Origin of the sequence: Sphaerisporangium flaviroseum (assembly GCF_039537005.1) — a bacterium.
Taxonomy (GTDB): domain Bacteria; phylum Actinomycetota; class Actinomycetes; order Streptosporangiales; family Streptosporangiaceae; genus Sphaerisporangium; species Sphaerisporangium flaviroseum.
The window spans coordinates 198,111-219,858 of record NZ_BAAAZR010000007.1 but is presented as its reverse complement, the minus strand read 5'-3'; the positions used below and the strand labels follow the sequence as shown (position 1 = coordinate 219,858).

24 protein-coding genes, 2 pseudogenes and 1 riboswitch are annotated in these 21,748 nt (G+C 67.1%); of the genes and pseudogenes, 13 read left to right on the top strand and 13 right to left on the bottom strand.

Translation table 11 applies throughout. The annotated features are described in order from the left end of the window. Positions 1 to 107 precede the first annotated feature (107 nt). The 4 genes from ABD810_RS16335 to ABD810_RS16320 are packed head-to-tail and all read right to left on the bottom strand — an operon-like array spanning position 108 to position 1,835. The gene (locus tag ABD810_RS16335; protein WP_344939971.1) at positions 108 to 1,037 is read right to left on the bottom strand and encodes a tyrosine-type recombinase/integrase; all 930 of its coding nucleotides are present in this window, start codon (positions 1,035 to 1,037) and stop codon (positions 108 to 110) included. Between the two features lie 59 nt (positions 1,038 to 1,096). Continuing rightward, positions 1,097 to 1,477: a hypothetical protein gene (locus tag ABD810_RS16330; protein ID WP_344939969.1), complete on the bottom strand. Its 381-nt coding sequence runs from the start codon at positions 1,475 to 1,477 to the stop codon at positions 1,097 to 1,099. Continuing rightward, positions 1,474 to 1,665 (bottom strand): helix-turn-helix transcriptional regulator, encoded by a 192-nt coding sequence (locus ABD810_RS16325; RefSeq protein ID WP_344939966.1) that lies wholly within the window; start codon positions 1,663 to 1,665, stop codon positions 1,474 to 1,476. The genes ABD810_RS16330 and ABD810_RS16325 overlap by 4 nt, the downstream gene beginning before the upstream one ends. After that, complete coding sequence (locus tag ABD810_RS16320; protein ID WP_344939964.1) at positions 1,662 to 1,835, bottom strand: hypothetical protein; 174 nt, start codon at positions 1,833 to 1,835, stop codon at positions 1,662 to 1,664. The genes ABD810_RS16325 and ABD810_RS16320 overlap by 4 nt, the downstream gene beginning before the upstream one ends. Before the next feature lie 29 nt (positions 1,836 to 1,864). Between ABD810_RS16320 and ABD810_RS16315 the strand changes: the two are divergent. The 4 genes and pseudogenes from ABD810_RS16315 to ABD810_RS16300 form a co-directional block, all read left to right on the top strand. After that, positions 1,865 to 2,176: pseudogene (locus ABD810_RS16315) on the top strand (ATP-binding protein); the annotation flags it as partial. Positions 2,177 to 2,317: 141 nt separating this feature from the next. Further along, positions 2,318 to 2,728, top strand: a complete 411-nt coding sequence (locus ABD810_RS16310) for an HIT family protein (RefSeq protein ID WP_344939961.1) — start codon at positions 2,318 to 2,320, stop codon at positions 2,726 to 2,728. Between the two features lie 333 nt (positions 2,729 to 3,061). Further along, entirely contained in the window at positions 3,062 to 4,324 is a 1,263-nt protein-coding gene (locus tag ABD810_RS16305) for a hypothetical protein (RefSeq protein ID WP_344939958.1), read from the top strand. A gap of 85 nt (positions 4,325 to 4,409) precedes the next feature. Then, positions 4,410 to 5,345: a hypothetical protein gene (locus tag ABD810_RS16300; protein ID WP_344939956.1), complete on the top strand. Its 936-nt coding sequence runs from the start codon at positions 4,410 to 4,412 to the stop codon at positions 5,343 to 5,345. Between the two features lie 304 nt (positions 5,346 to 5,649). Here ABD810_RS16300 and ABD810_RS16295 read toward each other — a convergent pair whose 3' ends face one another. Beyond that, entirely contained in the window at positions 5,650 to 6,147 is a 498-nt protein-coding gene (locus ABD810_RS16295) for a DUF6933 domain-containing protein (RefSeq protein ID WP_344939954.1), read from the bottom strand. A 149-nt stretch (positions 6,148 to 6,296) separates the two neighbouring features. Here ABD810_RS16295 and ABD810_RS16290 point away from each other — a divergent pair, with 149 nt between their 5' ends. Beyond that, the gene (locus tag ABD810_RS16290) at positions 6,297 to 6,767 is read left to right on the top strand and encodes a UPF0158 family protein (RefSeq protein ID WP_344939951.1); all 471 of its coding nucleotides are present in this window, start codon (positions 6,297 to 6,299) and stop codon (positions 6,765 to 6,767) included. A gap of 550 nt (positions 6,768 to 7,317) precedes the next feature. On the opposite strand, the gene ABD810_RS16285 is transcribed toward ABD810_RS16290, so the two are convergent. Then, positions 7,318 to 8,076, bottom strand: a complete 759-nt coding sequence (locus ABD810_RS16285; RefSeq protein WP_344939948.1) for a phosphotransferase enzyme family protein — start codon at positions 8,074 to 8,076, stop codon at positions 7,318 to 7,320. A gap of 133 nt (positions 8,077 to 8,209) precedes the next feature. Between ABD810_RS16285 and ABD810_RS16280 the strand changes: the two genes are divergently transcribed. Further along, positions 8,210 to 9,019, top strand: coding sequence for an HAD-IA family hydrolase (locus ABD810_RS16280; protein ID WP_344939946.1), 810 nt, complete (start codon positions 8,210 to 8,212; stop codon positions 9,017 to 9,019). A gap of 80 nt (positions 9,020 to 9,099) precedes the next feature. Here the strand turns inward: ABD810_RS16280 and ABD810_RS16275 are convergent, their stop codons facing one another. Then, positions 9,100 to 10,722, bottom strand: a complete 1,623-nt coding sequence (locus ABD810_RS16275) for an AMP-binding protein (protein WP_344939943.1) — start codon at positions 10,720 to 10,722, stop codon at positions 9,100 to 9,102. A gap of 8 nt (positions 10,723 to 10,730) precedes the next feature. Beyond that, positions 10,731 to 11,441 carry a sulfotransferase family protein gene (locus tag ABD810_RS16270; RefSeq protein ID WP_344939940.1) on the bottom strand — a complete coding sequence of 237 codons (711 nt, stop codon included), beginning with the start codon at positions 11,439 to 11,441 and terminating at the stop codon, positions 10,731 to 10,733. 1,022 nt (positions 11,442 to 12,463) lie between these two features. On the opposite strand from ABD810_RS16270, the gene ABD810_RS16265 reads away from it, so the two are divergent. Then, a complete protein-coding gene (locus tag ABD810_RS16265; RefSeq protein ID WP_344939937.1) occupies positions 12,464 to 12,634 on the top strand; it encodes a hypothetical protein in 171 nt (56 codons plus the stop codon). Positions 12,635 to 12,856: 222 nt separating this feature from the next. On the opposite strand, the gene ABD810_RS16260 is transcribed toward ABD810_RS16265, so the two are convergent. Beyond that, entirely contained in the window at positions 12,857 to 13,468 is a 612-nt protein-coding gene (locus ABD810_RS16260) for an NAD(P)-dependent oxidoreductase (RefSeq protein ID WP_344939934.1), read from the bottom strand. Positions 13,469 to 13,570: 102 nt separating this feature from the next. Here ABD810_RS16260 and ABD810_RS16255 point away from each other — a divergent pair, with 102 nt between their 5' ends. The 3 genes from ABD810_RS16255 (at position 13,571) to ABD810_RS16245 (ending at position 15,708) form a co-directional block, all read left to right on the top strand. Next, a complete protein-coding gene (locus ABD810_RS16255; RefSeq protein ID WP_344939931.1) occupies positions 13,571 to 13,864 on the top strand; it encodes a putative quinol monooxygenase in 294 nt (97 codons plus the stop codon). A gap of 62 nt (positions 13,865 to 13,926) precedes the next feature. Then, positions 13,927 to 14,601, top strand: a complete 675-nt coding sequence (locus ABD810_RS16250; protein ID WP_344939928.1) for a TetR/AcrR family transcriptional regulator — start codon at positions 13,927 to 13,929, stop codon at positions 14,599 to 14,601. 351 nt (positions 14,602 to 14,952) lie between these two features. Further along, positions 14,953 to 15,708, top strand: a complete 756-nt coding sequence (locus ABD810_RS16245; RefSeq protein ID WP_344939925.1) for a ZIP family metal transporter — start codon at positions 14,953 to 14,955, stop codon at positions 15,706 to 15,708. A 54-nt stretch (positions 15,709 to 15,762) separates the two neighbouring features. On the opposite strand, the pseudogene ABD810_RS16240 reads toward ABD810_RS16245, so the two are convergent. The 3 genes and pseudogenes from ABD810_RS16240 to ABD810_RS16230 all read right to left on the bottom strand — a co-directional run bounded on the left by ABD810_RS16240 (position 15,763) and on the right by ABD810_RS16230 (position 18,336). Continuing rightward, positions 15,763 to 17,342, bottom strand: a pseudogene (locus ABD810_RS16240) (IS1182 family transposase). 127 nt (positions 17,343 to 17,469) lie between these two features. Then, positions 17,470 to 17,985, bottom strand: a complete 516-nt coding sequence (locus ABD810_RS16235; protein ID WP_344939922.1) for a DUF2247 family protein — start codon at positions 17,983 to 17,985, stop codon at positions 17,470 to 17,472. A 90-nt stretch (positions 17,986 to 18,075) separates the two neighbouring features. Beyond that, positions 18,076 to 18,336 (bottom strand): hypothetical protein, encoded by a 261-nt coding sequence (locus tag ABD810_RS16230; protein ID WP_344939919.1) that lies wholly within the window; start codon positions 18,334 to 18,336, stop codon positions 18,076 to 18,078. A gap of 344 nt (positions 18,337 to 18,680) precedes the next feature. After that, positions 18,681 to 18,764, top strand: a riboswitch (ZMP/ZTP riboswitch). Positions 18,765 to 18,787: 23 nt separating this feature from the next. Between ABD810_RS16230 and ABD810_RS16225 the strand changes: the two genes are divergently transcribed. Next, complete coding sequence (locus ABD810_RS16225; RefSeq protein ID WP_344939915.1) at positions 18,788 to 19,672, top strand: bifunctional 5,10-methylenetetrahydrofolate dehydrogenase/5,10-methenyltetrahydrofolate cyclohydrolase; 885 nt, start codon at positions 18,788 to 18,790, stop codon at positions 19,670 to 19,672. Between the two features lie 162 nt (positions 19,673 to 19,834). Here the strand turns inward: ABD810_RS16225 and ABD810_RS16220 are convergent, their stop codons facing one another. Beyond that, a complete protein-coding gene (locus tag ABD810_RS16220; RefSeq protein ID WP_344939912.1) occupies positions 19,835 to 20,137 on the bottom strand; it encodes a transposase in 303 nt (100 codons plus the stop codon). A gap of 190 nt (positions 20,138 to 20,327) precedes the next feature. Here ABD810_RS16220 and ABD810_RS16215 point away from each other — a divergent pair, with 190 nt between their 5' ends. Together ABD810_RS16215 and ABD810_RS16210 are read left to right on the top strand one after the other, a co-directional pair. After that, a complete protein-coding gene (locus ABD810_RS16215) occupies positions 20,328 to 21,005 on the top strand; it encodes a DUF4328 domain-containing protein (RefSeq protein ID WP_344939909.1) in 678 nt (225 codons plus the stop codon). Positions 21,006 to 21,318: 313 nt separating this feature from the next. Next, a partial coding sequence (locus tag ABD810_RS16210) for a cellulose binding domain-containing protein (RefSeq protein WP_344939906.1) occupies positions 21,319 to 21,748 on the top strand: 430 nt, incomplete at its 3' end.

The window sequence follows — 21,748 nt, the reverse complement described above, 5'->3', positions numbered from 1 at the left end:
AGACAGTCATGACCACAAGCCAGTTCAGAAACTCTCATTGAGAACGAGCTACACCCAAATTCGGAAGACCCCGGGGGCAACCTGAGACCATTGCGCAACACTCGCGATCACTCCTCCAGAGCGCTCATGATCTTCGCGTTCGCTAGCTCCTGTTGCCCGTCGATCACTTTGGCGTAGACCCGCTGAAGTACCTCAACGCTGTGCCCCGCTCGTTTGGCAACCTCGGTCGGAGCCACGCCAGAGGCCAACCAGAGGGAGACGGCCGCATGCCGGAGGTCGTACGGCGTCGCCGCCAACGAAGAGGCCACTTGCTCGGGCGTGAACGCCTGCATCCGTACGGAGTTCCAGATACGGGAGATTGCCGAGTTCGTGTAGAAGCCGCCCTTGCTCGTGGCGAACAGCCTGCCGTCGCCGGCCACGCCGAACTCTTCGATGTGCTCGCGCAGGACCTTCACCAGAGCCGGAGGAATTGGCACCGGCCGCGTGTCCTTGTCCGCCCGGTGCTTCAAACCGCGATCGTCGTGCGCGGCGCCCGAGTCGGTATAGCGCTTGTTGGCGAAGGGCCGTGCCGTCTCCAAGGTGAGCAGGCCCCACCCCTCCCGCGGCAGTTCGCAGTTCTCGCGCTTGAGGCCCGCGGCCTCTTCCGGACGAAGGGCGGCGTAGTACATGCACGCGTACATCGCCCGCATCCGAGCCCCCCGCGTGCGGCCGACGCGAGGCGCGGCATCGAGCAACGCTCGAGCCTGACGAGGATTGACCACCGTCCGGGGGTCAACCGCGTCCACCGCTTCCGGAGGCGTCCACTTGACCCCGTTGAGCGGGTTGACACCGAACACCTTCTCTTCCGCAGCCAGTTCGAGGAGATGGTGAAAGACCTCTCGCTTACGTAGGACCGTGTTCGCCGCCGCCCTCTCCCCCTTGAATGTCACAGAGATCGCATCGAGGCCCAGACGGATCACGCGCGCCTGTTCGAGGTCCGCCAGCGGCAGCGACGCCGTTTCAAGCCAGCGCAGAACCGGAACTTGCTCGGCCGGCAACTCTCGGCGCCGCTCTTCGGGGAAGCAGGAAGTATTCCCGCAGGACCCTGCGCATGTCGTCAGGGCCGGGTCGGCCGGGCAGGTCCTTCACCAGTGCCGGGACCAGGGCCAACAGGGCATAAACGTCCGTCTCCCTCGTCCGGGCAGCCGAGGTCTTCCATCGCTGGGCTATGAACCGTTGAGCAAAGGCCAGGAAGGTAGTCGTTCTGGGCCGGCTCAGGTGCCAGCATCGACTCGGGAAGCCCGGTGTCGATGTCGAACGCCTCGCCATTCTTGGCGGCCAAGCGAAGGTCACGCATGTGGCTGTTGGCGAGTTCCTTGGTCCGGAAGGTCTTCGACGTCCGACGACCTGCGACAGACCACCGCGCAACGTAGGACGGCGTCTTGCTGGACCGGTTGCGGTAGATCTCCCAGAACTTCACGTCATAGCTGGCGTTCACGCGACCTCCCGCCGGGACTCAAGCCACACCGTGAAGTCGCTGCGCCAGACCATAAGGTCACCGTTCGGCAGCTTGACGCAGACGGGCGCGCGGCCCAGCTCACGCCAGCGGTAGAACGTCCGGCGAGAGATTCCGCCCAGCTCTTCGAGCACCTGGGACAACGGCATGAGTTCGTCGCGGCGGTTCATGGGCCCACCTCCGCCAGTGCCGACGTAGCAGACTCAGGCCGCCCGGTCAGGTACGAAGCGAGGACCTGTTCTCCGGCGGACAGGCCCTTCCCGGCGGACTCCCAGTGCGCGACGACGAGGACGGTGTCCTCGTCGGGCGAGTTGATGCGCCGGTCGATGTGCCGACGCATTCGGCGGCCTTGGTTGCATACTTGGCGATGCCGACGACAAGCAGCTCACCAAGACCATCAACCGCTACGGCCGCGTCGACCTCCTCTGCGTCGACGAGCTCGGCTACATGGAACTCGACCGGCGCGGTGCCGAGCTCCTGTTTCAAGTCCTCACCGAGCGAGAGGAAAAGGCCAGCGTCGCCATCGCCTCCAACGAGTCCTTCAGTGGCTGGACCAAGACCTTCACCGACCCCCGCCTCTGCGCCGCCATCGTCGACCGACTCACCTTCGGCGGCAACATCGTCGAGACCGGCACCGACTCCTACCGCCTGGCCCGAACCCGCGCAACCCAGCAAGCCTGACCAGGCCATCATGCCTGCTATCAGCCTCGGGACCACCGACGCCATCGTTATCTGGTTTATCAAGCGAACTAGCTGGTCAGCCGCTTGAAGGTCGCTAAGGCACGTCAGGCAAGCAGGTGGCCGGATGCGATCATTGCGTGGGTGAGCGACTGCACCTTCTGCAAGATCGTGGCCGGTGTGTTGCCGTCCTATCGAGTCCTCGAGGACGAGCACACCCTGGCGTTCTTGAACATCCGACCCGCGGCTCCGGGACACACGTTGGTGGTTCCGCGCGTGCACGTGCGTGACGTATGGGAGATTTCCAAGGTTTCTCATGGCGAGGTCGCCGACATGGTGCACCGAGTTGCCGCTCTGCTGAAGGCGACCCTTGCCCCCGAAGGCGTGAACGTGAAACACAACACAGGCCAGGCCGCCGGCCAGGACGTCTTCCACTACCACGTGCATGTGGTCCCGCGCTGGCGCGAGGACGGACTGCGTCTGACGTGGAGCTCCTCGTTGGCCCCGTCATGCGATCTGGAGAAGGTTCTGGAGTGCGTCACCGGGGGCGGGTGAGAGGGGCTACCACCAGGTGCGGTCACTTCTCGCGAACATTGATCATGGTTTCCGCTCCTAAGCGCGGTCAGAACTCGCGAACATTCGCGGCCACTTCTCGCGAACAAAATCAGACGCTCAAGTCTGCCGATGGTCGGATGTCTGCCTGCGGTTTTATCTGCGCTGTTCTGGTTCTCCTGACCCGCCCGGCTGCTGGGCATCAGATCGACTTGACGTACGAAGCTCGATGGGCGGGCAGTCCCCCCAAGCGCGATGGAACTACGGAAACCGGCGAGTCGTGCGCGTGGGCGTGTGCAGACTGAGTGCATCGTCAGACGGACGGAGGTCGAAGCGATGGCAACGACGTCAGCAACGCTCCCCGAAGGCGTCATCGAGGTCGACGGGATGCTCTGGAAGCCAAAGCCCGGCGCGACCGCCACGGCCGAGGAGTTCATCGCGGCGCGGACGCGCTTTGTCGAGATCAACCGCGACGGCAGATGGAACCCGTGGGTGCTCGACGAGCGCCAGGCCGAACTCGATGAGGCGATCGCCATCATGGGTCAGTGGACGCGAGCCGAACCCGGACACCGCCGGCTGACGTTGAAGCAACTGGAAGCGCGCTGGGAGCGCGGGGACCGCAAGCTGGAACGTGAGCGCGCCGCTGCCGACAAGCAGCGCGAGGCCCGCAAGCAGCACTACGACCCGGAACGGGCGCAGGCACGGCTCTCGCTCATCGAGAACCTGTCCATCCTCGACCACCTGCAGACGGAGCCGGCTGCGTTCCGGGACGGCTCGCGCTTCCCGGGCATGGAGCCGGATAATCGTCAGAAGGAGATGGCCGAGCTTGAGACCAAAATCGAGCGTGTCCAGAAGTTCGTGAAGCGCCTTGAGGCCGAAGTGGGTGACCCGGAGGAGGTCATCGACAAGAACGGCTGGTTGCCCGGGGAGCGGCGCGAGGCCTTGCTCTTTCAGTACAAGTACGACCGGCAGTTCGCGGTTCGGGACCTGCGGAAGCAGCTTGCCGAACTGCAGTCCACCTACAAAGCCTCGAAGGACCGAAAAGAGCGCTCAGACCTGCGCTTCAAGATCAGCATGGCACAGCACAAGCTCGATGATCTGCTGGCGGTTCCCGAGCTTGCCGCCGAGCAGATGTGCAGCGAGTGCGCCACGCCGATGTTCAAGCACGGTTGGGTGACGCCGCCGTACGACGGCCCGTGTCCGGCCTGGCCAGGGTGGGCGAAGCGGATACACCGGGCGCGGGAGATGCTCGCAACAGCCGTCGAGGCGAACAAGCGGCGCAAGAAGCCACGGGCGCCGCCACCCCTCAAGCCGGAACCGCTGGCCGTCATCCCGTCGGGTTGCCGATTGCGGAGATCACGGCGCGACTGGCCGAGCTGCAAAAGCAATTCCCTGATGCCGAGGTGCGGCGCGGACGGGCGAACCGATGGGAGCTGTGGCCAGCGAAGAGCTAGACGCAGCAGCGCTCATGGTCAGCAGAAACGAGACAGTGCTGGTCAAGAACCGGGGTACCCGTCGCAGTCCGGCTCGGGCGGGAAGGGGGCTCCCGCCATACTCCGCCGGTCATGGCCGGTTTTGCTGCTGCGTGCAACCGCTTGAGATGGACCGTTCGCCTAGAGTCGAGCGCATGTATTTCGTGTCCCGGTGGCGGGAGGAATCACCGTTCAGTAAGCGGGTAGTCACCGTGCCCGACACCACTGTACTCGGTTGGTTCCAGCGCGGCTGGAACCGCGACGACCCGGAGGCTTGGATCGACAGCGAGTTGGGCGGCGACGTCTACGGCCTCGATTCGATCTTCGATGCGGCTCGGAAGCGGAACCTGCCCCGGCCGGAGAGCATTGACGTACTGCGCGAGCTACTGCACGAGCACCTGTGGGTCGAGGGGGATGACGACTTCATCCGACTCGGCGATCATGCCCTGAGAGTGCGTACCGATGACGACGAGGTGGACCTCGCCTACTACTTCATCGACGACGAGACCGCCGCCGCCTCACCCGAACGGCTCACGTTCCTGCTGCACGACACCTGGCCGCTGCCCACCGGTGCGGCCGCGTCCGGTGCGGTCTTCAGTCATGGCGTACCGGTCCGTACCGTCCGGCTCGCCCCACCGGGGCCCGAGTCAGTCTTCTCGGTCCGCCTGTGCTGGGAATCGCCCGACGGCCATCGGAACCTGGACCTAGCTGGCGCCCTGGCCTTCCCCGGCCTGACCCTGCCTGATCTCGCCGCCCACCTGCGGGGCGTCGACGGTCCCGGCGCCCACCGCTGGCCGCACGACGCCCAGCTGCTGCGAGCACTGGTCGCTCCCGGTGAGGAGGACATCGCCCCAGCGATGGAACGCTACGCCCGGATGGACGGATACGCCCCATCCCCCGCTAGCATCGACCGAGAGCTTACGCACAAGGAGATCCACCGAGAGACGCTGGAAATGCTTCACCCGGAGCGACCCGCCAAGTCCCTGATCCGGTGGGAGACGCACATCGCGCAGGTCGCCCGATACATCGACGAATTCTTCGGGTTCGATCAGTGGTTCGTCTTCGATACCCGGTGGGCGGCAGCCCACCCGGACCTGGCCCGCTCGCTGCTGCGCTACGCCGCCAGCTGGGACCCATACGCAGTCTAGGAATTCTTCGCCGACGCCCCGGAACTGGACGACCGGGGAGAACTCAGCCAGCAGCACGCCGAGGGTCGCACCGCCACATTTCTCCACCGCTACCGCACCAGTGCGCTTTCCTCCCAGAGAAGGGACACCTGGATCCTGAGAGCACGCGCTCCACTGGCCTCCGGCAGCCGGGCATGATCAGCCACAACGCACAACGCTCTCTTCTGCCGCGAACGCGCGTGTTTGCTGCCGCACCCCTTCCGGGGCGGCGGCTCTTGAGGGGGCGCCCTCGGAGCCCGGCGCTGGGGAGGCGAGGCGACTCCTATCAGGTCGCGATGGAGCGCAGGAACGCGGCCAGTTCTCGGTCTGGACTGATGTTCTTGGTGTACAGGGGTCCGCAGGGTGTCGTGGCCAGCCGCATCGCGAGGTCGAGCGGATCCTGGCCGGGATGGTGATCGCGGTAGGCCTCGGCGAGATAGGTGAACTCGTTCATGATGCCGACGACACTGCGGTTGGTGGTCCTGGCGAGACGGCAGTCTCGCATGTGCCGCAGTTCCTCATCGATGACCGACGTTGGTGTTCCGTGCGCGGTGAGCACCGCGGCGACCTGCTGAGCGATCCGGGCCGGCCAGGTGGCTGCGGGCGCCAGCGGCATCAACACGGGTAGCAGCGTCGGTTCGTTGACCAGCAGGGCGATCTGGGGCTTCCAGAACAGGGCGGTGGCGTACCACTGGCCCAAGAGCGTGGTCGACTGGTCGCCTTCCTGCAGGGTCGGTGGGCCGATGCGTTGGAGCAGCTTCTTCGTCGCGCGTACGATGAGCACCCAGTCATCCTGCCCCGGACTCACGACGAGGACGACCAACCATCGCGTGTGCGGATGAGACCAGCATCCGCAAGGGGGCCAGCCGGCAGGCCAGCGGACTCCGGGCACACCTGCCGCGAGTAGCGGGCTGCGCGGACTACGGTGGTCCGGTGCTTGATCTGAACAGCCTCGACCTTGAGGAGATCGCCACCGCACTGGCGGACCGGACCGACTACGAGCACCGGTGGCTGATCAACCCGCAGACTGGTGAAGTCGTGTTCTGGACGTCCGACACCGGCATCGATGGCCAGATACCTGTGGACCTCGACGAGCTGGACCTGATCAGCATCGATCCGCTGCCGTCCTACATCTGGTACCAGGACATGGCCGACTTCGCTGAACAGATCACCGACGAGAAAGCCGGGTGGAGACTGGCGCGGGCCATCCAGGGCAGTGGAGCCTTCCGCCGGTTCAAAGCCGAACTGCACGACGAGTATCCGCACCTACTGCCCGCCTGGTACGCCTTCCGCGACGCCCGCGCCCACCGCCGCGCAGTCGAATGGCTCGCCGACAACTCCCTCATCGATGACGACACGGCCACCCGCTTCTTCGACGAGCACCCCGAGCCCAACCTACCCTGACCAGGACAACTCACTGAATCGATGATCTCTGCGGGGAACACGCGCACATCTGCCGCTGGTCGCGCGGTCATGCCCAGCCTTGCACCCCCAACGCGACTCCAGAGTGATGATGTCAACCATCAACCGAGGCCGCAGTGGCAACCCTCAACCGGCGCAACACGGGCTAGCAAGCAAGATCGAAAGTGACTTATCTCTACCTGTATTAAAGGCGGCCCGCTGCGCGGCCCGCCGGGCGCGCCGGCCGGTCTGCGTGCCCGGCTGCGGCTCTCCGGCCGGTCCGGGCACGCACCGCCCGGCGCGCCCGCAAAGGCAGCGGAGGTTACCAAAGGCCGTGACGATCGCTCACTTCGGTTCTCGTCTTATCTTGAGTTGATCAACAAGGAGGGGTTCCTATCTGCGCTTCTGCCTTGCAGGCCATATCGTCGACAGGTGGTGATGCAAGCAGGACGGCCGGTGATCAGGGGCCAATCGTTGTCGAAGAGTGATGAGCTGGCTCGGTCACTGTGACTGGCCCCGCCAGGTGGCCACTGGCAGCTTGGTGGGTTGTTGCTCAGCGGACGGTGGTCAGGTGTGCGGTGATGGCAGGGCCTTCGTTGTGGATCCAGGCTTCAGCCCGAGGTAGGCGATCCTTCGCGCCCTCATCCCAGAAGCGTTTGAACACCTGGTCGACCTCGGCGGCTGCGCGCATGTTGACGTGGAAGCGGTAGATCATGGCGGTCGCTGCGGGGATCAGGGCCCGGCGCTGCGGCGGGGTCATGCCGTAGGCGTCGGCGAACACCGCGACGCGGCGTGAGATGTTGAGGTCTGCGAATGCGGGTGCCCTGTCCTTCGGGTGTAGCAGTGGCGCCCAGTAGTAGAGGACGTTGGCGAGGTCGTCGATCCTCGTTGTCGGCTTGGCGAGGTCGAAGTCGATGAGCGCCGCGGGCAGGCCGTTGCGGAAGACGACGTTGCCAGGGCAGTAGTCGCGGTGGCTCACCAGCAAGGGCTCGCCATCAGGGGTCGAATTCGTGCTTCGCGCCCCGGGAACTCCTCCCCAGACAGCGTCCGCAGGTGGCACCCAGCCCTGAGCAGCGTCATGAAGGCGGCGGATAAGCCGCGCGAGTTCGACTAGGACCGCTTCACCTGCGGTGTCCGACGGGAGGGGGTCGCGTGGGACGTCACCGGGAACGAACGACAGTACCTCGCGGCCCTGGTCATCCAGGCCCAGGGGAACCGGAGCTTCGGAGAAGCCTGCGGTGTGCAGGTGCGCCAGGTATGCCTGGACTGTCGCGGTGAAGGGCCGGACCGGGCGGCGGACGGTGTCGCCCACTCGCACGATTCCCTGAGTGACGCCATCGCCGATCAGCGGCTGTTCGTTGTGCTGACTGACGTCACGGTTCCGGTCTGTCATGGGGCTTCACGGTAGCGAAGGCGATCCGTTGCTGTGTCAATGATCAGATGCCATGCCATGCTCGCGTTTGAGATCGGGTGAGTCGATCGCTCTGGACCGGGACGGCGTTCCGCACCGTGAGGTGTTCTTCGCTAAGGTCCGTGAGCGCTTCACGCCGCCTGAGCCGGCCGAGGAGCTGTGGCGCCGCTACCGTACGCGCATGCCGTACCTCGTGCACTGTCGGCCTGAAGTCCTGGACGGCCTGCCCCGGCTACGGGCTATCGGGTGGCGCGTTGCGATCGTGACCAATGGGACGGCGGACAACCAACTCGGGAAGATCCAGCAGACGGGGTTAGCCGAGGCAGTAGACGCCTACGCGCTTTCGGGAGTCGAGGGGTTTCGTAAGCCTGAGGTCGCTCTGTTTGAGATCGCGGCTAAGCGCTGCGGTATGACCCTTGCCGAGGGCGGTTGGGTGATCGGTGACAACCTCGCCGCCGACATCGCTGGCGGACATGCTGCGGGTCTCCGAACGATCTGGATCGACCGGGGCACCTGCCCCGATGTTGACCACCAGGCCAACCACGTGGTCACGGATGTACTCCACGCCATTGGGATCTTGCAAGTGTGGGAGATGACGTCATCAACGCGAAGCGGTGGGGCCGGGGTATCCCGGGATACCGCGGGCGACCTGGCCTCCTACCGGGAGTACGTGATCAACCACGAGGTGGGGCACGCGCTCGGGCGCGGCCACGAGTTCTGCCACGGCGCCGGCAGGCGGGCTCCGGTGATGGCGCAGCAGACGATATCCCTCCAACGCTGCCGCCCCAACGCATGGCCCTTCCGAAACGCCGAAACCCCTGCGAACAACCCAGCCGATCGCTGAGCCGACCGGCTCGGGTACGTGCGTCGACACACCGCTAACTGGACGATCATCCGCATACCGCCAGGCCGGCTCGGTTGTGGTCACGCTTCGGTGGGTGTTCGGAGGTGGTCGCGGAGTTTGTTCTTCATGACTTTGCCCAGGGGGTTGCGCGGGAGGGCGTTGACGCAGGTGAGGTGGGTGGGGAGGTACCACTCGGTCATGCCGCGCTGAAGGAGGTGGGCTCGCAGGCCGTCCAGAGTGGGCGGGGTGCCTTCAGGTACGACGACGGCGCACACCATCTCCACACCGTCGGCGTTCTGGCATCCGACGATGGCGACGTCGGCGACGGCCGGGTGTCCCAGCAGTTCGTCCTCGACCTCCAGGACCGGGATCGGGTGCGGGCTGCCGATGCGGTCGGCGACCCTGGACAGGTAGCGCAGGCCGCCACGCCCGTCCTCCCCGACGAGGTCGCCGGTGTCGTACCAGCCGCCGGTGGTGTCCGGGGCCCACGTCAGCCGCCCGCTGCTGAGCTCGAAGGTCCCCACGCACACCGATGGACCCCGTACCTGCAACCGGAACACCGTGCCGCCCGCCTCGCGGCCGTCGGAGTCCGGGGTGTCGGGGACGAGGCGGGCTTCGCGGCCTGGGGTGGGGCGGCCGATGCTCTGGCCGGGCCAGTCCGGCGGGTCGTCGACGGCCGTCAGGGTGAGCCCGCCGGTCTCCGTCATGCCGAAGCCGTTGACCAGGCGCGGGCAGAGCAGTTCCCTGAGCGGAGCGACGAGCGAGGCGGGCAGTGGGGCGCCGGTGCTGGTCACCACGCATAGGTCGGGCAGTGGACGGCGTCGCCGCCGCTGCGCTCGGGCCAGGTTGCCCAGCATCTGCGGCGCCCCGAGGAAATGGGTGACGTGGTGCCGTGCCAGGAGGTCCAGCCAGATCTCCGGGTCGCGCGTGTCGGCGAACACGGAAGTGCATCGCGCCACCAGGGGCGTGAGCACGTTGGTCCGCATCCCCACCGAATGCGTCAGATCGGCCGGTGTGGCCACCCTCGGATCGCGCACGTCGCGTAGAGCTCCATGCCTCGGCCGGGTGGACGCGTACTGCGTGTTGGGGGTGTGCAGCACACCCTTGGCCTCCCCCGTCGTCCCGGACGTGAACAGCACCAGGGACACCTCGTCGCTTCCTCCGTCCCCGGCTCGCGAGAGGGGTGTACGCGGAGCGCGGGAGCCCGCGAGGAGGTCGGTGAAGGGGATCACCCTGGTCGTATGGGAGTTGCCGAAGGCCATGCGCAGGGGGAGCTGGTCGTCCCGATGGTCGACGGTGACGCGGACGGTCGCTTGCGTGCCGGCGAGTACGCGTTCCACCTCGCGCGCCCCCAGCGTCATCATCATCGGCACGGCGACCGCACCGGCGTCCAGGCAGGCGAGGGTCAGCGCCGCGGTCTCCCACCAGTTGGGAAGCTGGAAGGCGACCGCGCCGCCAGGGCGTACCCCGAGCTCGCGCAGCCCCGACGACAGGCGGCCGACGTACTCGGCCAGCTCGCCGAAGGTCACCGTGACCTCGCGTCCCTCGTCACGGCGCCAGTTGATGAACGCCGTGCGGCCGGGGACCGCGGACGCCGCGTCGCGGAGGTCGTCGACGAACGACTCCCGGCGCCACCACCCCTGCGCGTAGTACGTCTCCGCCATCGCCGCCGGCACCCGCCGCGCGCCGGCCAGGGAACGCATCCCCCCGTTCACCGGACCGCCGTGTGGCCGCCGGCCTCGGGTGAGCGCAGGGTCAGTACCCGTCTGCGACGCCGGGCCGCCATCTGCTGGAACGCGGCCGTGTCGTTCAGGTGGGGGAACGGCTCGTCCGGTACGGGGACCTGGAGGAAGTCGCACAGCGGCTCCCAGCCCTGGCCCACCTCGTACACCAGCAGCCGGTCGGCGGGCACCTCGGCCAGCACGTGGGCGGTATGCCACTCGAAGACGGCCATCGCGTAGTCGGGGTCGCCGAACCGGTCCCCGAAGGTGCCCTCCCAGATCACCCTCTCGCACATCCGGCGGCGGCAACGAAGCCCCCGGCAGGCCCAGCCCTCCAGCCGCATCAGCATCCCGGGCCATCCCGGCTGCCGGTGGCTGGACCGGTAGATCGTGTCGCGCACGCTCGCGTACCACCTGCCGGTGTCCCGCACGGTGAGGATCACCCGTGCTTCCTGGTACACGTCCAGCAGTTCCCGCCAGAAGTAGCACGACGGCCAGTCGACGGTCGCGCGGTATCCGTCCAGCAGCTCGTCCCATGCCACCCGTTCGCCTCGGGCCGCCGCCTCCCAGGCCCTGATCCGGTCGACGTCCCCGTCGAGAGAGGACATGTGATGACATGGCCCGTGGCCGAGGAGTTCCAGGGCCGCCTTGAGCGAGTACGTACCGGTCCGGCCCATGCCGGCCCCGATGACTTCCAGCATGCGTTCCCCCTGTGTGGAACGGCGTTTCCGCACGCCTGGCGGGGATTCAGTGATCGCGCACCTGATCGGTGGCGCTGCGAGGGCGACTCCGCGCCCCCCATTCATCCTTACACGGCGGGAACCGGCTCCCCGAGGCCGGGGATCGACCTCCAAGGCTCGGCAATACTCCTTGACACGCCGTATTACAAGAATGGGATCGCATCGCAAGATCCCGTATGGCGGCGCCGTCGACGGGGTGATCTTTCATAGCGACCGTGGCAGATGTGATGCTCGGTCTTCTGGGAAGCGATGAAGGCCGCCACGCTCACCGGCCCGTCGCTTCCTTCACCCAGAGGACCACCGAGCGCTTGAGGACACCCGCGCTCCATCTCCAACTCGGCGCGTTCCTTGGCCCACTCGGCCTTCTGCCTGCGCAAACGCGCCAGTTCCTCACGTTTGGACTCGACCAACTCCCCGCCCGAACCGGCGTCCTGCTCCGAGCCAGCCGATCCATCTGCACCCAGTTGGCCAGCGTGCCCGCATTAATGCCCAGGTCCCTTGGCAACCTGAGCGATCGACTTTCCCGTCTCCCGGACGATGCGCACCGCGCCCGCCCGGAACTCCGGATCGAACCTACGTCTGGCCTCTCCCACGCCCAACCCTTCTTAGGTCAGGCCTCCACGCTACGAGGGGAGAGCCAGGACCGGCCTGCCCTACGCCGGCAAGCACCTGCTGGAGTGCTACCGGGCCGCGGCCGAGGCGTTCGGCTGGGCCTGGCGCAACCCCAGGCCGGTGACGACCAGGGACGGCGACGAGTACGTCGGCTGGGGCATGGCCACCGAGACCCACACCTATGGCTGCCGCTCGACCACGTCACGACGCTGCTCGGCGACACCACGTACCCGCCCGCGTCCGTGTCGGCGGGGTCGTCCACGATACCCAGCGTGGTTGGCCCGGCGTCCCAGGCGGCGCGGATGTCGTGACCGCGCACGACCCGGGACGGGTGCTCAACCACCGGACCGCGCGGGCAGGTCATCGGCGGCGTGACCTGGAGGATCGGCTTCGCGCTGATGGAGCACACGATGGTGGACCCGAACACGGCGCGGGTCGTCAACCCGAACCTGTCCACCTATCTGGTCCCGGTCTGCGCGGACACGCCGTCGGTGGAGGCCTTGTTCGTTGACCGGCCGGCGGTCGAGGAGCTCGTTCGGTAGTACACCAGGACCATCCACCACCCCGACGTCGGCACGCTCCCCCTCGACTGCGACGCCCCCAACGGACTCGCCGAGGTCCGGGCGCCTGGGCAGGCCAGAGCCGACACCGGTCGATGATCAATGGGTGCGAAAATGCAGTGGGAACTGACACCGCCGGCCTCCCGCGGCGATGACCTCCAGGACTCCTACTCGCGCAGAGCACGTTGCGCAGCCAGAGGCCGTTTAGGAGGTGATAGCGACGCCTTGGCGCAGGTAGGCGTTTTCTTCGAGTTCGGACAGCATGAATTCGGCGATGTCCGCGCGGGACACCTTGGAAGTGAAGGTCAGCCGGAGGTCGGTACCGGTGCGGTAGCGACCAGTACGCGGTCCGTTGGTCAGGATCGGTGCCCGGACCAGCGTCCACTCGGTCTCGCTTGGCCGCACCAGGGCTTCCATGTGTTCTTTGTCGCGGAGCACTGACCGCTCCAACAGCCATGAGGCGGCGACGTACAGGCTGCGGTGACGGCTTTCCGCGACGCCGTAGTTGGTGAGGATGAGGAGCCGACGTGGTCGATCGGCGGCCATTGCCGACAAGATGGTGCGGGTTCCTTCTGTGCAGATCGCTGGTCCGCGCCGCTGCCTGCCGAGAGTGCTGATGACGGCGTGCGCATCTTCGATTGTCTGCGCGACCGTGGTGAAGTCACGTACGTCACCGGTCACCACGTGGAGGTGTTCGCGGGGCGGGATGGCCGCTGGGTCCCTGCTCAGGGCGGTCACGTGATGTCCACGCTGGAGGGCCTGCTCGACGAGGACGCGACCGGAACGACCCGTGGCGCCAAAGACGGCAAGACGCATGATGTCGCCTTTCTCAGGGGTGGTATACCGACACTTATACGGGACACGCGTCCCGCTTAAGTGTTATCCTGCCATGACACACCACGCGCACGGAGGTAGAACATGGTGATCGTCGCCGGTAAGGGCTACGTCGATCCGGGGCACCGCCAAGCGTTGCTCTCCAGCCTGCAAGCGTCTGTGCGACAGACGCGAGCCGAACCGGGATGCCTCGACTACGTGGTGGCCGCTGATCCGGTCGAGCCCGGCCGGGTCAATGTGTACGAGCGGTGGGAGTCCAAGGAGCACCTCGCAGCTCACCTGGCCGCGATGGCCCCACCGGCGCAGCCCACCCCGGCCGTACTCAGCATGGAGATCGCGCAGTACGAGATCAGCGGGTCCGAGCCCTTCCAGATATGACCGTCACGCCCGTCGACAGTGGACACTGCGACGGGCGCAACCGCTGTCTAGGATCGGCATCGATGCCACAGGAACGACACCCAGGCGAGCCAGAACCGAGCGCGACGGACGACCGACCTGCATCCAGACCGGTCAGACGCCAGCGTGCCGACGGCCGTCGCAACCAGGCGCGGCTTCTGGAAGCCGCATTCGCCGCCTTCGCCGAACACGGCGTCTCGGTATCCGTGCGCGAGATCGCACGGCGGGCGGGTGTCAGCACCGGCACCTTCAGCAGGCACTTCCCGACGAAAGAGGAGCTGTTCAAGGCCGTCGTCCTCAACCGCATCGAGCAACTCGTCCAACGCGCCGACGAACTCGCCGCCGACAACGACCCGGCCACCGCGTTCTTCACCTTCTTCGCCGTTCTGGTGGAGGAAAGCACAGCTGACCACGCGGTCGGCGACGCACTCAGCAGCGCAGGCTTCGACATTCAAGCCGCCGCGTCGACCGCGAACCGGGACTTCGGGAATGCCTTGCGCGGCCTACTGGTCAGGGCCCAGCAGGCCGGCGCGGTACGCCAGGACGTCGATACCGCCGACGTCAAGGCGCTGGTCGTCGGCTGCCTGGCCCGTGAACGCGACGGCCTCGACGACGCTGCACGGCAGCGTATGATCTCGATCGCCTGTCATGGACTCCGCGCCTGCTCACGGGCTGAAACTTCTGAAGCCCGAGGTGACTCATCCCACATCACACCCTGAGCGCCTCGGTTGATCAACTAGGTCATGGCTCGCCGATCAACGGCACAGTGAGATCAGTCGACCCGTAAGCCCGGCCCGGCTTCAAAATGGTCACGACTCTCCCCCGTCTGCGGCACGGCTGCATGGGGTCCATCAGGAGTTTCCACGTTCCATGTCTCCGCCCTGCCCCTCATATGTGCCGAAACCTGTGCACACTGGCATCCTGGACGGCGACACAGGCCCGTACGCGACCACCCAGCGGTTTCCCTGGCCTGGGCCGGGTACGCGGCACCTTCCGTAGCGGCACGGTGACGACACTCATGCCACTGACGACACCGGCACCTAACGACACTGTGGAACGGAGAGGCCGGCATGCCGCAATGGCTGCAAGCAGGGCTTTGGGGACTCCTCGCCGGAGGCGCGCTGGTCGCCGGAGCCGCGGTCGCCTGGCTGGTGCGGGTGCCGGCCCGGATGATCGCGGCGATCATGGCGTTCGGCGCCGGGGTGCTGATCTCCGCGCTGTCGTTCGAACTCATCGACGAGGCGGAGCAGTCAGGCGGGCTCGGTGCGGCCGCGACCGGCTTCCTGGCCGGGGCGGTCCTCTACGTCGCGGCCAACGCCTGGCTGGCACGCCACGGTGCTCGGCACCGCAAACGCTCGGGGGACCAGCAGGCCGGCGAACGTCAGCAGGAGGGGAACGGGGCCGCCATCGCGATCGGCGCCCTGCTCGACGGCATCCCCGAGTCCGTGGTGCTCGGCCTGTCCCTACTGCACGGCAGCGGAGTAGGTGTCGCCGTCCTGGCCGCGGTGTTCATCTCCAACGTGCCCGAAGGGCTGTCCAGCGCCTCCGGTATGAAGAAGGCCGGCCGCGATGCGCGTTATGTGTTCGGAGTCTGGAGCGGCATCGCCCTGGCCGGCGGCATCGCGGCGGCGATCGGCAACCTCACCTTGGGAGCCGCCTCCCCCGCCGTCATCGCGATCATCACCGCCGTCGCCGCCGGGGCCATCCTCGCGATGGTCGCCGACACCATGATCCCTGAGGCGTTCGAGCAGGCTCACCTCCTCACCGGCCTCATCACGACCCTCGGTTTCCTCACCGCATTCACCATCGAGCGCCTCGGCGACTAGGAGTGTCCTGAAGATCTTGGCGGGTGGGTCGGTATGAGATGGTCCGTCCGCCGCCTATGGGGTGGTGGCGGTGAGAGTCCAGGTGTTGTTGAGGTGTGAGTCCGAGGTTGACCAGGCGGCGGAGGTTGAGAGCGGCGGCGCGGTGGTGGAGCCAGCGGTCGTTGGCGTGGGTGCCGCGGTAGGGCAGGCGGCGGTTGCCGCGGGCCACCAGCCAGGCCACGGCGCGTTCGACCATGGGCCGCCAGCGCCGGTAGTCGTCCTGCCAGGCGGGATCGGTGGCGGCCTGGTGACGGGCGGCGGCCTGGAGATCGTGGTGCGGGCGGATGGTCACGACGCGGCCGGTCTTGGCGGTGGTGCAGCGATCGTGCAGGGGGCAGGCGGCGCACAGCCCGGTGAAGGTGGCGCGGCGCTGCTGGTAGCGGCCCTTGGGGGCGGCGAGGGGGACGGTGTGCCCGGCCGGGCAGGTGACCGTGCCGGTGGTGGTGTCGATTCCGAAGTCGTCCAGGGTGAACCCGCCGGGGACGGCGGGCTTGAGCGCGGGCGGTTTGATCAGTAGCCGGTGCCCGGCGGCCGTCAGAGCGGCGCGCAGTTCGGCGGCGGCGTAGGCGGCATCGGCCAGGATCTGCAGCGGGCCGCGCTCGTCGGCGAGCAGGTCGGGGGCAACGGCGGCCTCGTGGAGGGGCGACACCGGCGCCGGGGCGCAGGACGACCGCGGTGAACAGGCCAATTTCCGGCTCGACGGACAGGTGGCCCTTGTAGCCGTCGTCGCGCTGCTGCGCGCTTTTGTGGATGTGGCGGGCCTCGGGGTCGACGGTGGAGATGATCCGGCCCGGTGCGGTGCGGCGGGCGATCCTCCACCTTCCGTCGGTGCCGTCGCTGCCGTCGGCGGGCTCGACGTCATGCCCGGCGATCAAGGCCGGCAGGCCGACCGCCCTCGCGGCCGCCTGGTCCAGGTCCCGGCCGGCCAGCCGGTCCAACAGGGTGAGCGCGTCGGTGACCAGCCCACTGACCAGGGTGGTCTTGGCCTCCTCATCGTCCCAGGCAATCCTCGGCTTGCCCGGATCGGTGTAATCGTGGGCGCGACAGTGCGCCGCGACGAGCGCGGCGGCGCCGGGCACCTGGCGGGCCACCCGGCGGATCGCGGCGACGAGTTGGGTGATGGTGTCCTGAGTGGCGACCGCATCGAGCAGCACGGCCGAATCCAGCGCTCGCCGATTCCGGCCTGCCAGCACCCCGGTCTGCTCGATCACTCCCCGGACGATCTCGAAGATCCGGTCCGGACGCGAGGAGCGGGCCAGCCGCCGCCGGAAATACGTCAGCAGCGACGGATCGAACCCCTGGTCGTATAACCCCAGCCCACAGGCGGCCTTCCAGCGCAGATCGAACCGCAGCGCCGCGACCGCCTCCTCATCCGACAGCCCATACAGCGCCTGCAGCACCGCCACCGTCGCCAGCAGGTCCGGCGGCACCGACGGACGCCCATTGACCGGCGCATACATGTCAGCGAACGCCTGCGGCGGGAACAACACCCGCCGCTGTCCAGCCAGGAACGTGAACACGCTCCCGGCCGGGATCAACTCCCGACACACGACCCACACCTCAGGCCCGGCCGGAACCATCCGACGGCCCATCATGACCCGAGTCTGAATCCCCGATTCCAGTCTGAAAGGCCATCAAGATTTTCAGGACCCTCCTAGGGGACGTCTTACGAGCATCCGGAGATCGCGACAGAGCCAGTTCTCACCCGTCGTCGACACCGAGTCAGCCCGACGACGAATCGCCGCGGGTCCTGTACCAATCCGCCCACTCCGACAGGTAGGACTCCAGCCGCCGCAGCATGGCCGGCTCGCCGAACTCCTCACCCGGAGGCGGGGGGATGTGGTAGATGAACGGCTCCATCTCCTCCGGATAACCGAGATCGGACCACATCATCTCGATGACGTCCCAGAAGCCGGAGATCGTGTCCCGGCGCTCGTTCAGCTGCGCGAGCGCCAGATACCCCCAGACCTTGCCGATCTCTGGATCGGCACAGTCCACGTCGTCGCGCGCAGAGACGGCCGTCCCCACCTTCTCCTCGACCTCGCTCGGCAGGAGATACAGCATCTCCTCCTCGGTCGGCAGATCGGGCAGGTCCGCCGACACGTCCCTGGCGAGTTCGGCGAGCGCTGCCGGCGAAAGCCAGCCCTTTCTGTATCCACACACCAGCTCCTCGGTGGTCAGGGCGACTCGCGACGATATGAAGCCGGCCGGGATCGTGAATCTCACGAGATCGTTCATGGTTTGATTACTTTCCCGTTGATGGTGCCGTGCTTCACGAACATCTGGTGAGTGACAAGCCATTTTCCGTTTCGGAATTCCAGAATCCATTCAAAGCGCCCCGAGAAACGCTGGTTCCCAGTAATCGGAGGTTGCCTCCATGACCACGCGGGTGACTCCCAAGCAGCGCAGCCGATAAGCCATCGACAGCAGTGACCGTGTCATGGTCGTGTAGGTCTGTACCTCCTGCAGTCGCCGGCTCGGGTCCTTGTGGTCGGGGACCCGGGCGCAGCACACCAGGGTGGCTTTGCCGATATCCAGGGCGGCGACCCTTTCGATGATCTCTTCGGTGTCATGGGTCTGGTCGAGCATCGGGCCTCCTTACCGCCGGGAGAGCTGGGTGGTTGCCCGCGGGAGCCGCAGGGGACGGTATGCGAATCTGATCCGCGTGCTCGAAGCAACAGCGAAAAGGCCCACAGGCGCGGCTCCCGGCGTCCGACTAAAGCACGGCCTCAACGACCAAGGAGAGACGACGTCAGCGAGCACCCACCCCGATTTTCAGGCCCGAACGGCCTCCCCCACCAGGGGAGATTGGAGACTAAATCGGGTGCCGCAGACATCCGATCTGCGTAAGGGTCAAGACGTCGGCAACACACGCCCTGATCACCATGTTCGCGAGACCTCGTGCGGGTTGTAGCCGACTGTTACTAGGGTGGAGGTCGGGTCGTGACTGGCGCTGAGGTGGAGTACCACCGGGAAGCGACCCCACCACGTTTGTGCCGTGCGCCTGGGCCGAGTCATAGAGACCGCGCAGGAGTAGCCCGTGTCCCAGACACATACCGCCCGTCTCATGGATGGTACGGACCTAGCCCACCGCATCAGCGAGGCCAGCGCCTCTAGGGCCGCAGAAATCACGCGCGAAAGCGGTACGGCCCCATGTCTGGCAACCGTGCTGGTCGGAGACGACTCCGCATCGGTGACCTACGTCCGCATGAAGCGCGCCCGGTGTGAGAAAGCCGGCATCGTCTCCCGGCACCTGGGGCTGCCGGCCACCGCCACGACGGCGGAGTTGGTCGGTGCCATCACCGCCCTGTCACAGGACCCGGAGGTGCACGGCATTCTGCTGCAGCACCCGGTCGGGCCGTACATTGATGAGCGAGTCGCGTTCGAGGCCATCGCCCCGGACAAGGACGTCGACGGGGTCACGATGCGGTCGTTCGCTGCGATGAGCTTTGGGCTGCCGGGCTTTGTGTCCTGTACTCCCGGCGGCATCATGCGGTTGCTGGAGGAGTACGACGTCGACCCGGCCGGCAAACACGCCGTCGTGGTCGGCCGAAGCGCCATCCTGGGCAAGCCGGTCGGGATGCTGCTGCTCGGCCGCAACGCCACGGTCACCTACTGCCACTCACACACGACCGGCTTGGGGTCGATCGTGCGGCAGGCTGACATCCTGGTCGCCGCCGTAGGCCGGCCACGTTTCATCCGCGGCGAGGACATTAAGCCCGGAGCCATTGTGATCGACGCCGGTTACAACCCCGGCAACATCGGTGATGTCGACGTCGAGACCGCTCGGACCCGCGCGAATCTCATCACACCCGTGCCTGGCGGTGTCGGCCCTATGACCATTGCTGTCTTGCTCGCACAGACCGTGGAAGCGGCGGCTGAGCAACTGGGCCTGGGATCCGGGCGGTCGGTGCTCCGATCCTGACGACTGGACAGGACCTTTCACGCGGCCATGCTTACTCGATTAAAGGCTGCTGCTTCGTTGTAGAGCTGGCCGGTCTGCAGGCAGTGATCCAGGCAGCCGAGCATCTTGTTGAAGGTGTTACGAAGCGCACTTGAGTGCAGGTCACCGGCATCGCGGCGGTGGTCATAGTGCGCCGAGGACCAGGTGCTCGCAGGGAGGCGAAGGCCCAGACGTGGCCGGCGGCAGCCAAGCGCTGGTTTTCACCTTGCGATGGTGGACGACCAGGCTCTTGCCCGAGACGCGGATGACGGGCGCCACGCCGGTGTATGCCTTCAGCGCGCGAGCGTCGGCGAAGCGGGTGCGGTCGTCGCCGAGCTCGGCGAGCACGCGGGCGTCGGTCAGGTCGGCCAGGCCCGGGAAGCTGGTGATGACGGCGGCGTCAATGAACCCTCTACCGGAGACCTCACTACCTACAGACCACGACACACCGCCGCACAGCGAACTTCGAAATACGCTCTAGTCGATCATTAGGCGCTTCATCGTCGTGGTCCACCTGAGCAGCAGGAGTCCTCATGGCCTGTCTGCGGTGCGGGTTCGCGCTGCCCACCGATGCCGTGAAGTGCCCCACCTGCGGTCCCGGCGCGGACGCGCAGCTACGCCCCTCGCAGGGGCGCAGGTGCGTCCCGTCCACGGCAGGACGGTCGCGGTGATCGCCGCGTTGGTCCTGTGGAGCGTGGTGGAGCTGATCGCCGGGGTGATCGGGACGGTCAGGTCCCTGATCGGGCGGATGGCGGCCGGGGAGCCCTCCTCGGCCGGCGAAGTCGAGTTGCTCGACGAGCCCGATGACCTGAGCTCGAACCTGCGGCTGGGTGTTCTTACGGTCGCCGCCGTGGTCTCCATTGTCTGGCTGTTCCCTGTCCGGGCGAACGCCGAGGGGCGGAGCTGGCACCGTCACGGCAGGCCATGGCTGGTCCTGGCGTGGGTCGTCCCCATCGTCAACCTGTCCGTGCCCAGGCGGCTCATCGACGACATCTGGCTGAGCAGCCGGCCCGGCCCACCGCCAGACGGCAGGCGGCAGGCGGGCCGAGCACCCGTCGTGGCTGGTCTTTTGTGGTGGGGCGGGCTACTGGTGTACTTCGTCGTAATCCGGGCCACCGAGGGCCGCCTTTCGTGGTTGCTGGAGGAGGACGCGCTCCCGTGGCTGGCGCGGCTGGAGATCATGCGCACGCTCGTCGGCATCGCGGCGTCGGTCCTCGCGGCACTGGTCCTGTGGCGGATCAGCAGCTTCCAGGAACCGCGCCGGACCGCTCACATTCCCGCCGACGCACGCCCCGGCGCGCTCGACGCGGGCTGAACGTTTCAGCGCTGCGGCCAGGGCTCCTTTCGGTCGCCGATCGGCTCGCCGGATGGGTGGGCGGTCGCGTTCGCCCAGGCTGAGGCGGCCGTCGGCGCGGCGCGTGGCCGGCCCCCGCGCGCGGGGTGATCACACCGCGTCTCACACGGCGAACGCCGTGCCGGGTGACCGATCGCGGCCGTCCACGTGGTCGGTTAATTTCGGGAGGCTCGGTCGGCGGTGCGCCGCGTGGCGTGCCGGTGGATGCCGCCCCCGACCGGCACTCTGACGCGGGCGGCGGCGGCCTGTCGTCGTTCGCCGAAAGGACTTCCTGATGAGACGGAGTCTCGCCACTGTCGCGGCCGCCGGACTGGCCGCCGCGCTGGTCGTCGCCGGTGGAGTAGCAGCGGTGACGATGCCGGTGGCGGCCGCCGCCGGGTGCAAGGTGACCTACAAGATCGCCAATCAATGGAGCGGAGGCTTTCAGGGCGATGTGGCCATCACCAACCTCGGCGACCCGGTCAGCAGTTGGAAGCTGGAGTTCGACTTCCCCGACTCCGGCCAGAGAATCGGGTCCGGCTGGAACGCCACGTGGACGCAGTCCGGCGCGCACGTAACCGCTACCAGCATGTCCCACAACGGCTCCATCGCCACCAACGCCACGGCCAGTGGCATGGGGTTCACCGGAAGCCTCACCGGCGCCAACCCCGTGCCCAACACCTTCTGGCTCAACGGTGTCATGTGCAGCGGGCCCGTGACCCTCA

Excerpts from the sequence above, each read along its gene's own strand:
- ABD810_RS16325 (WP_344939966.1), bottom strand. The coding sequence starts at position 1,665 with ATGAACCGCCGCGACGAACTCATGCCGTTGTCCCAGGTGCTCGAAGAG.
- ABD810_RS16320 (WP_344939964.1), bottom strand. The coding sequence starts at position 1,835 with ATGCGTCGGCACATCGACCGGCGCATCAACTCGCCCGACGAGGACACC.
- ABD810_RS16305 (WP_344939958.1), top strand. The coding sequence starts at position 3,062 with ATGGCAACGACGTCAGCAACGCTCCCCGAAGGCGTCATCGAGGTCGAC.
- ABD810_RS16280 (WP_344939946.1), top strand. The coding sequence starts at position 8,210 with ATGCCATGCTCGCGTTTGAGATCGGGTGAGTCGATCGCTCTGGACCGG.
- ABD810_RS16275 (WP_344939943.1), bottom strand. The coding sequence starts at position 10,722 with ATGCGTTCCCTGGCCGGCGCGCGGCGGGTGCCGGCGGCGATGGCGGAG.
- ABD810_RS16270 (WP_344939940.1), bottom strand. The coding sequence starts at position 11,441 with ATGCTGGAAGTCATCGGGGCCGGCATGGGCCGGACCGGTACGTACTCG.
- ABD810_RS16260 (WP_344939934.1), bottom strand. The coding sequence starts at position 13,468 with ATGCGTCTTGCCGTCTTTGGCGCCACGGGTCGTTCCGGTCGCGTCCTC.
- ABD810_RS16255 (WP_344939931.1), top strand. The coding sequence starts at position 13,571 with ATGGTGATCGTCGCCGGTAAGGGCTACGTCGATCCGGGGCACCGCCAA.
- ABD810_RS16250 (WP_344939928.1), top strand. The coding sequence starts at position 13,927 with ATGCCACAGGAACGACACCCAGGCGAGCCAGAACCGAGCGCGACGGAC.
- ABD810_RS16245 (WP_344939925.1), top strand. The coding sequence starts at position 14,953 with ATGCCGCAATGGCTGCAAGCAGGGCTTTGGGGACTCCTCGCCGGAGGC.
- ABD810_RS16235 (WP_344939922.1), bottom strand. The coding sequence starts at position 17,985 with ATGAACGATCTCGTGAGATTCACGATCCCGGCCGGCTTCATATCGTCG.
- ABD810_RS16230 (WP_344939919.1), bottom strand. The coding sequence starts at position 18,336 with ATGCTCGACCAGACCCATGACACCGAAGAGATCATCGAAAGGGTCGCC.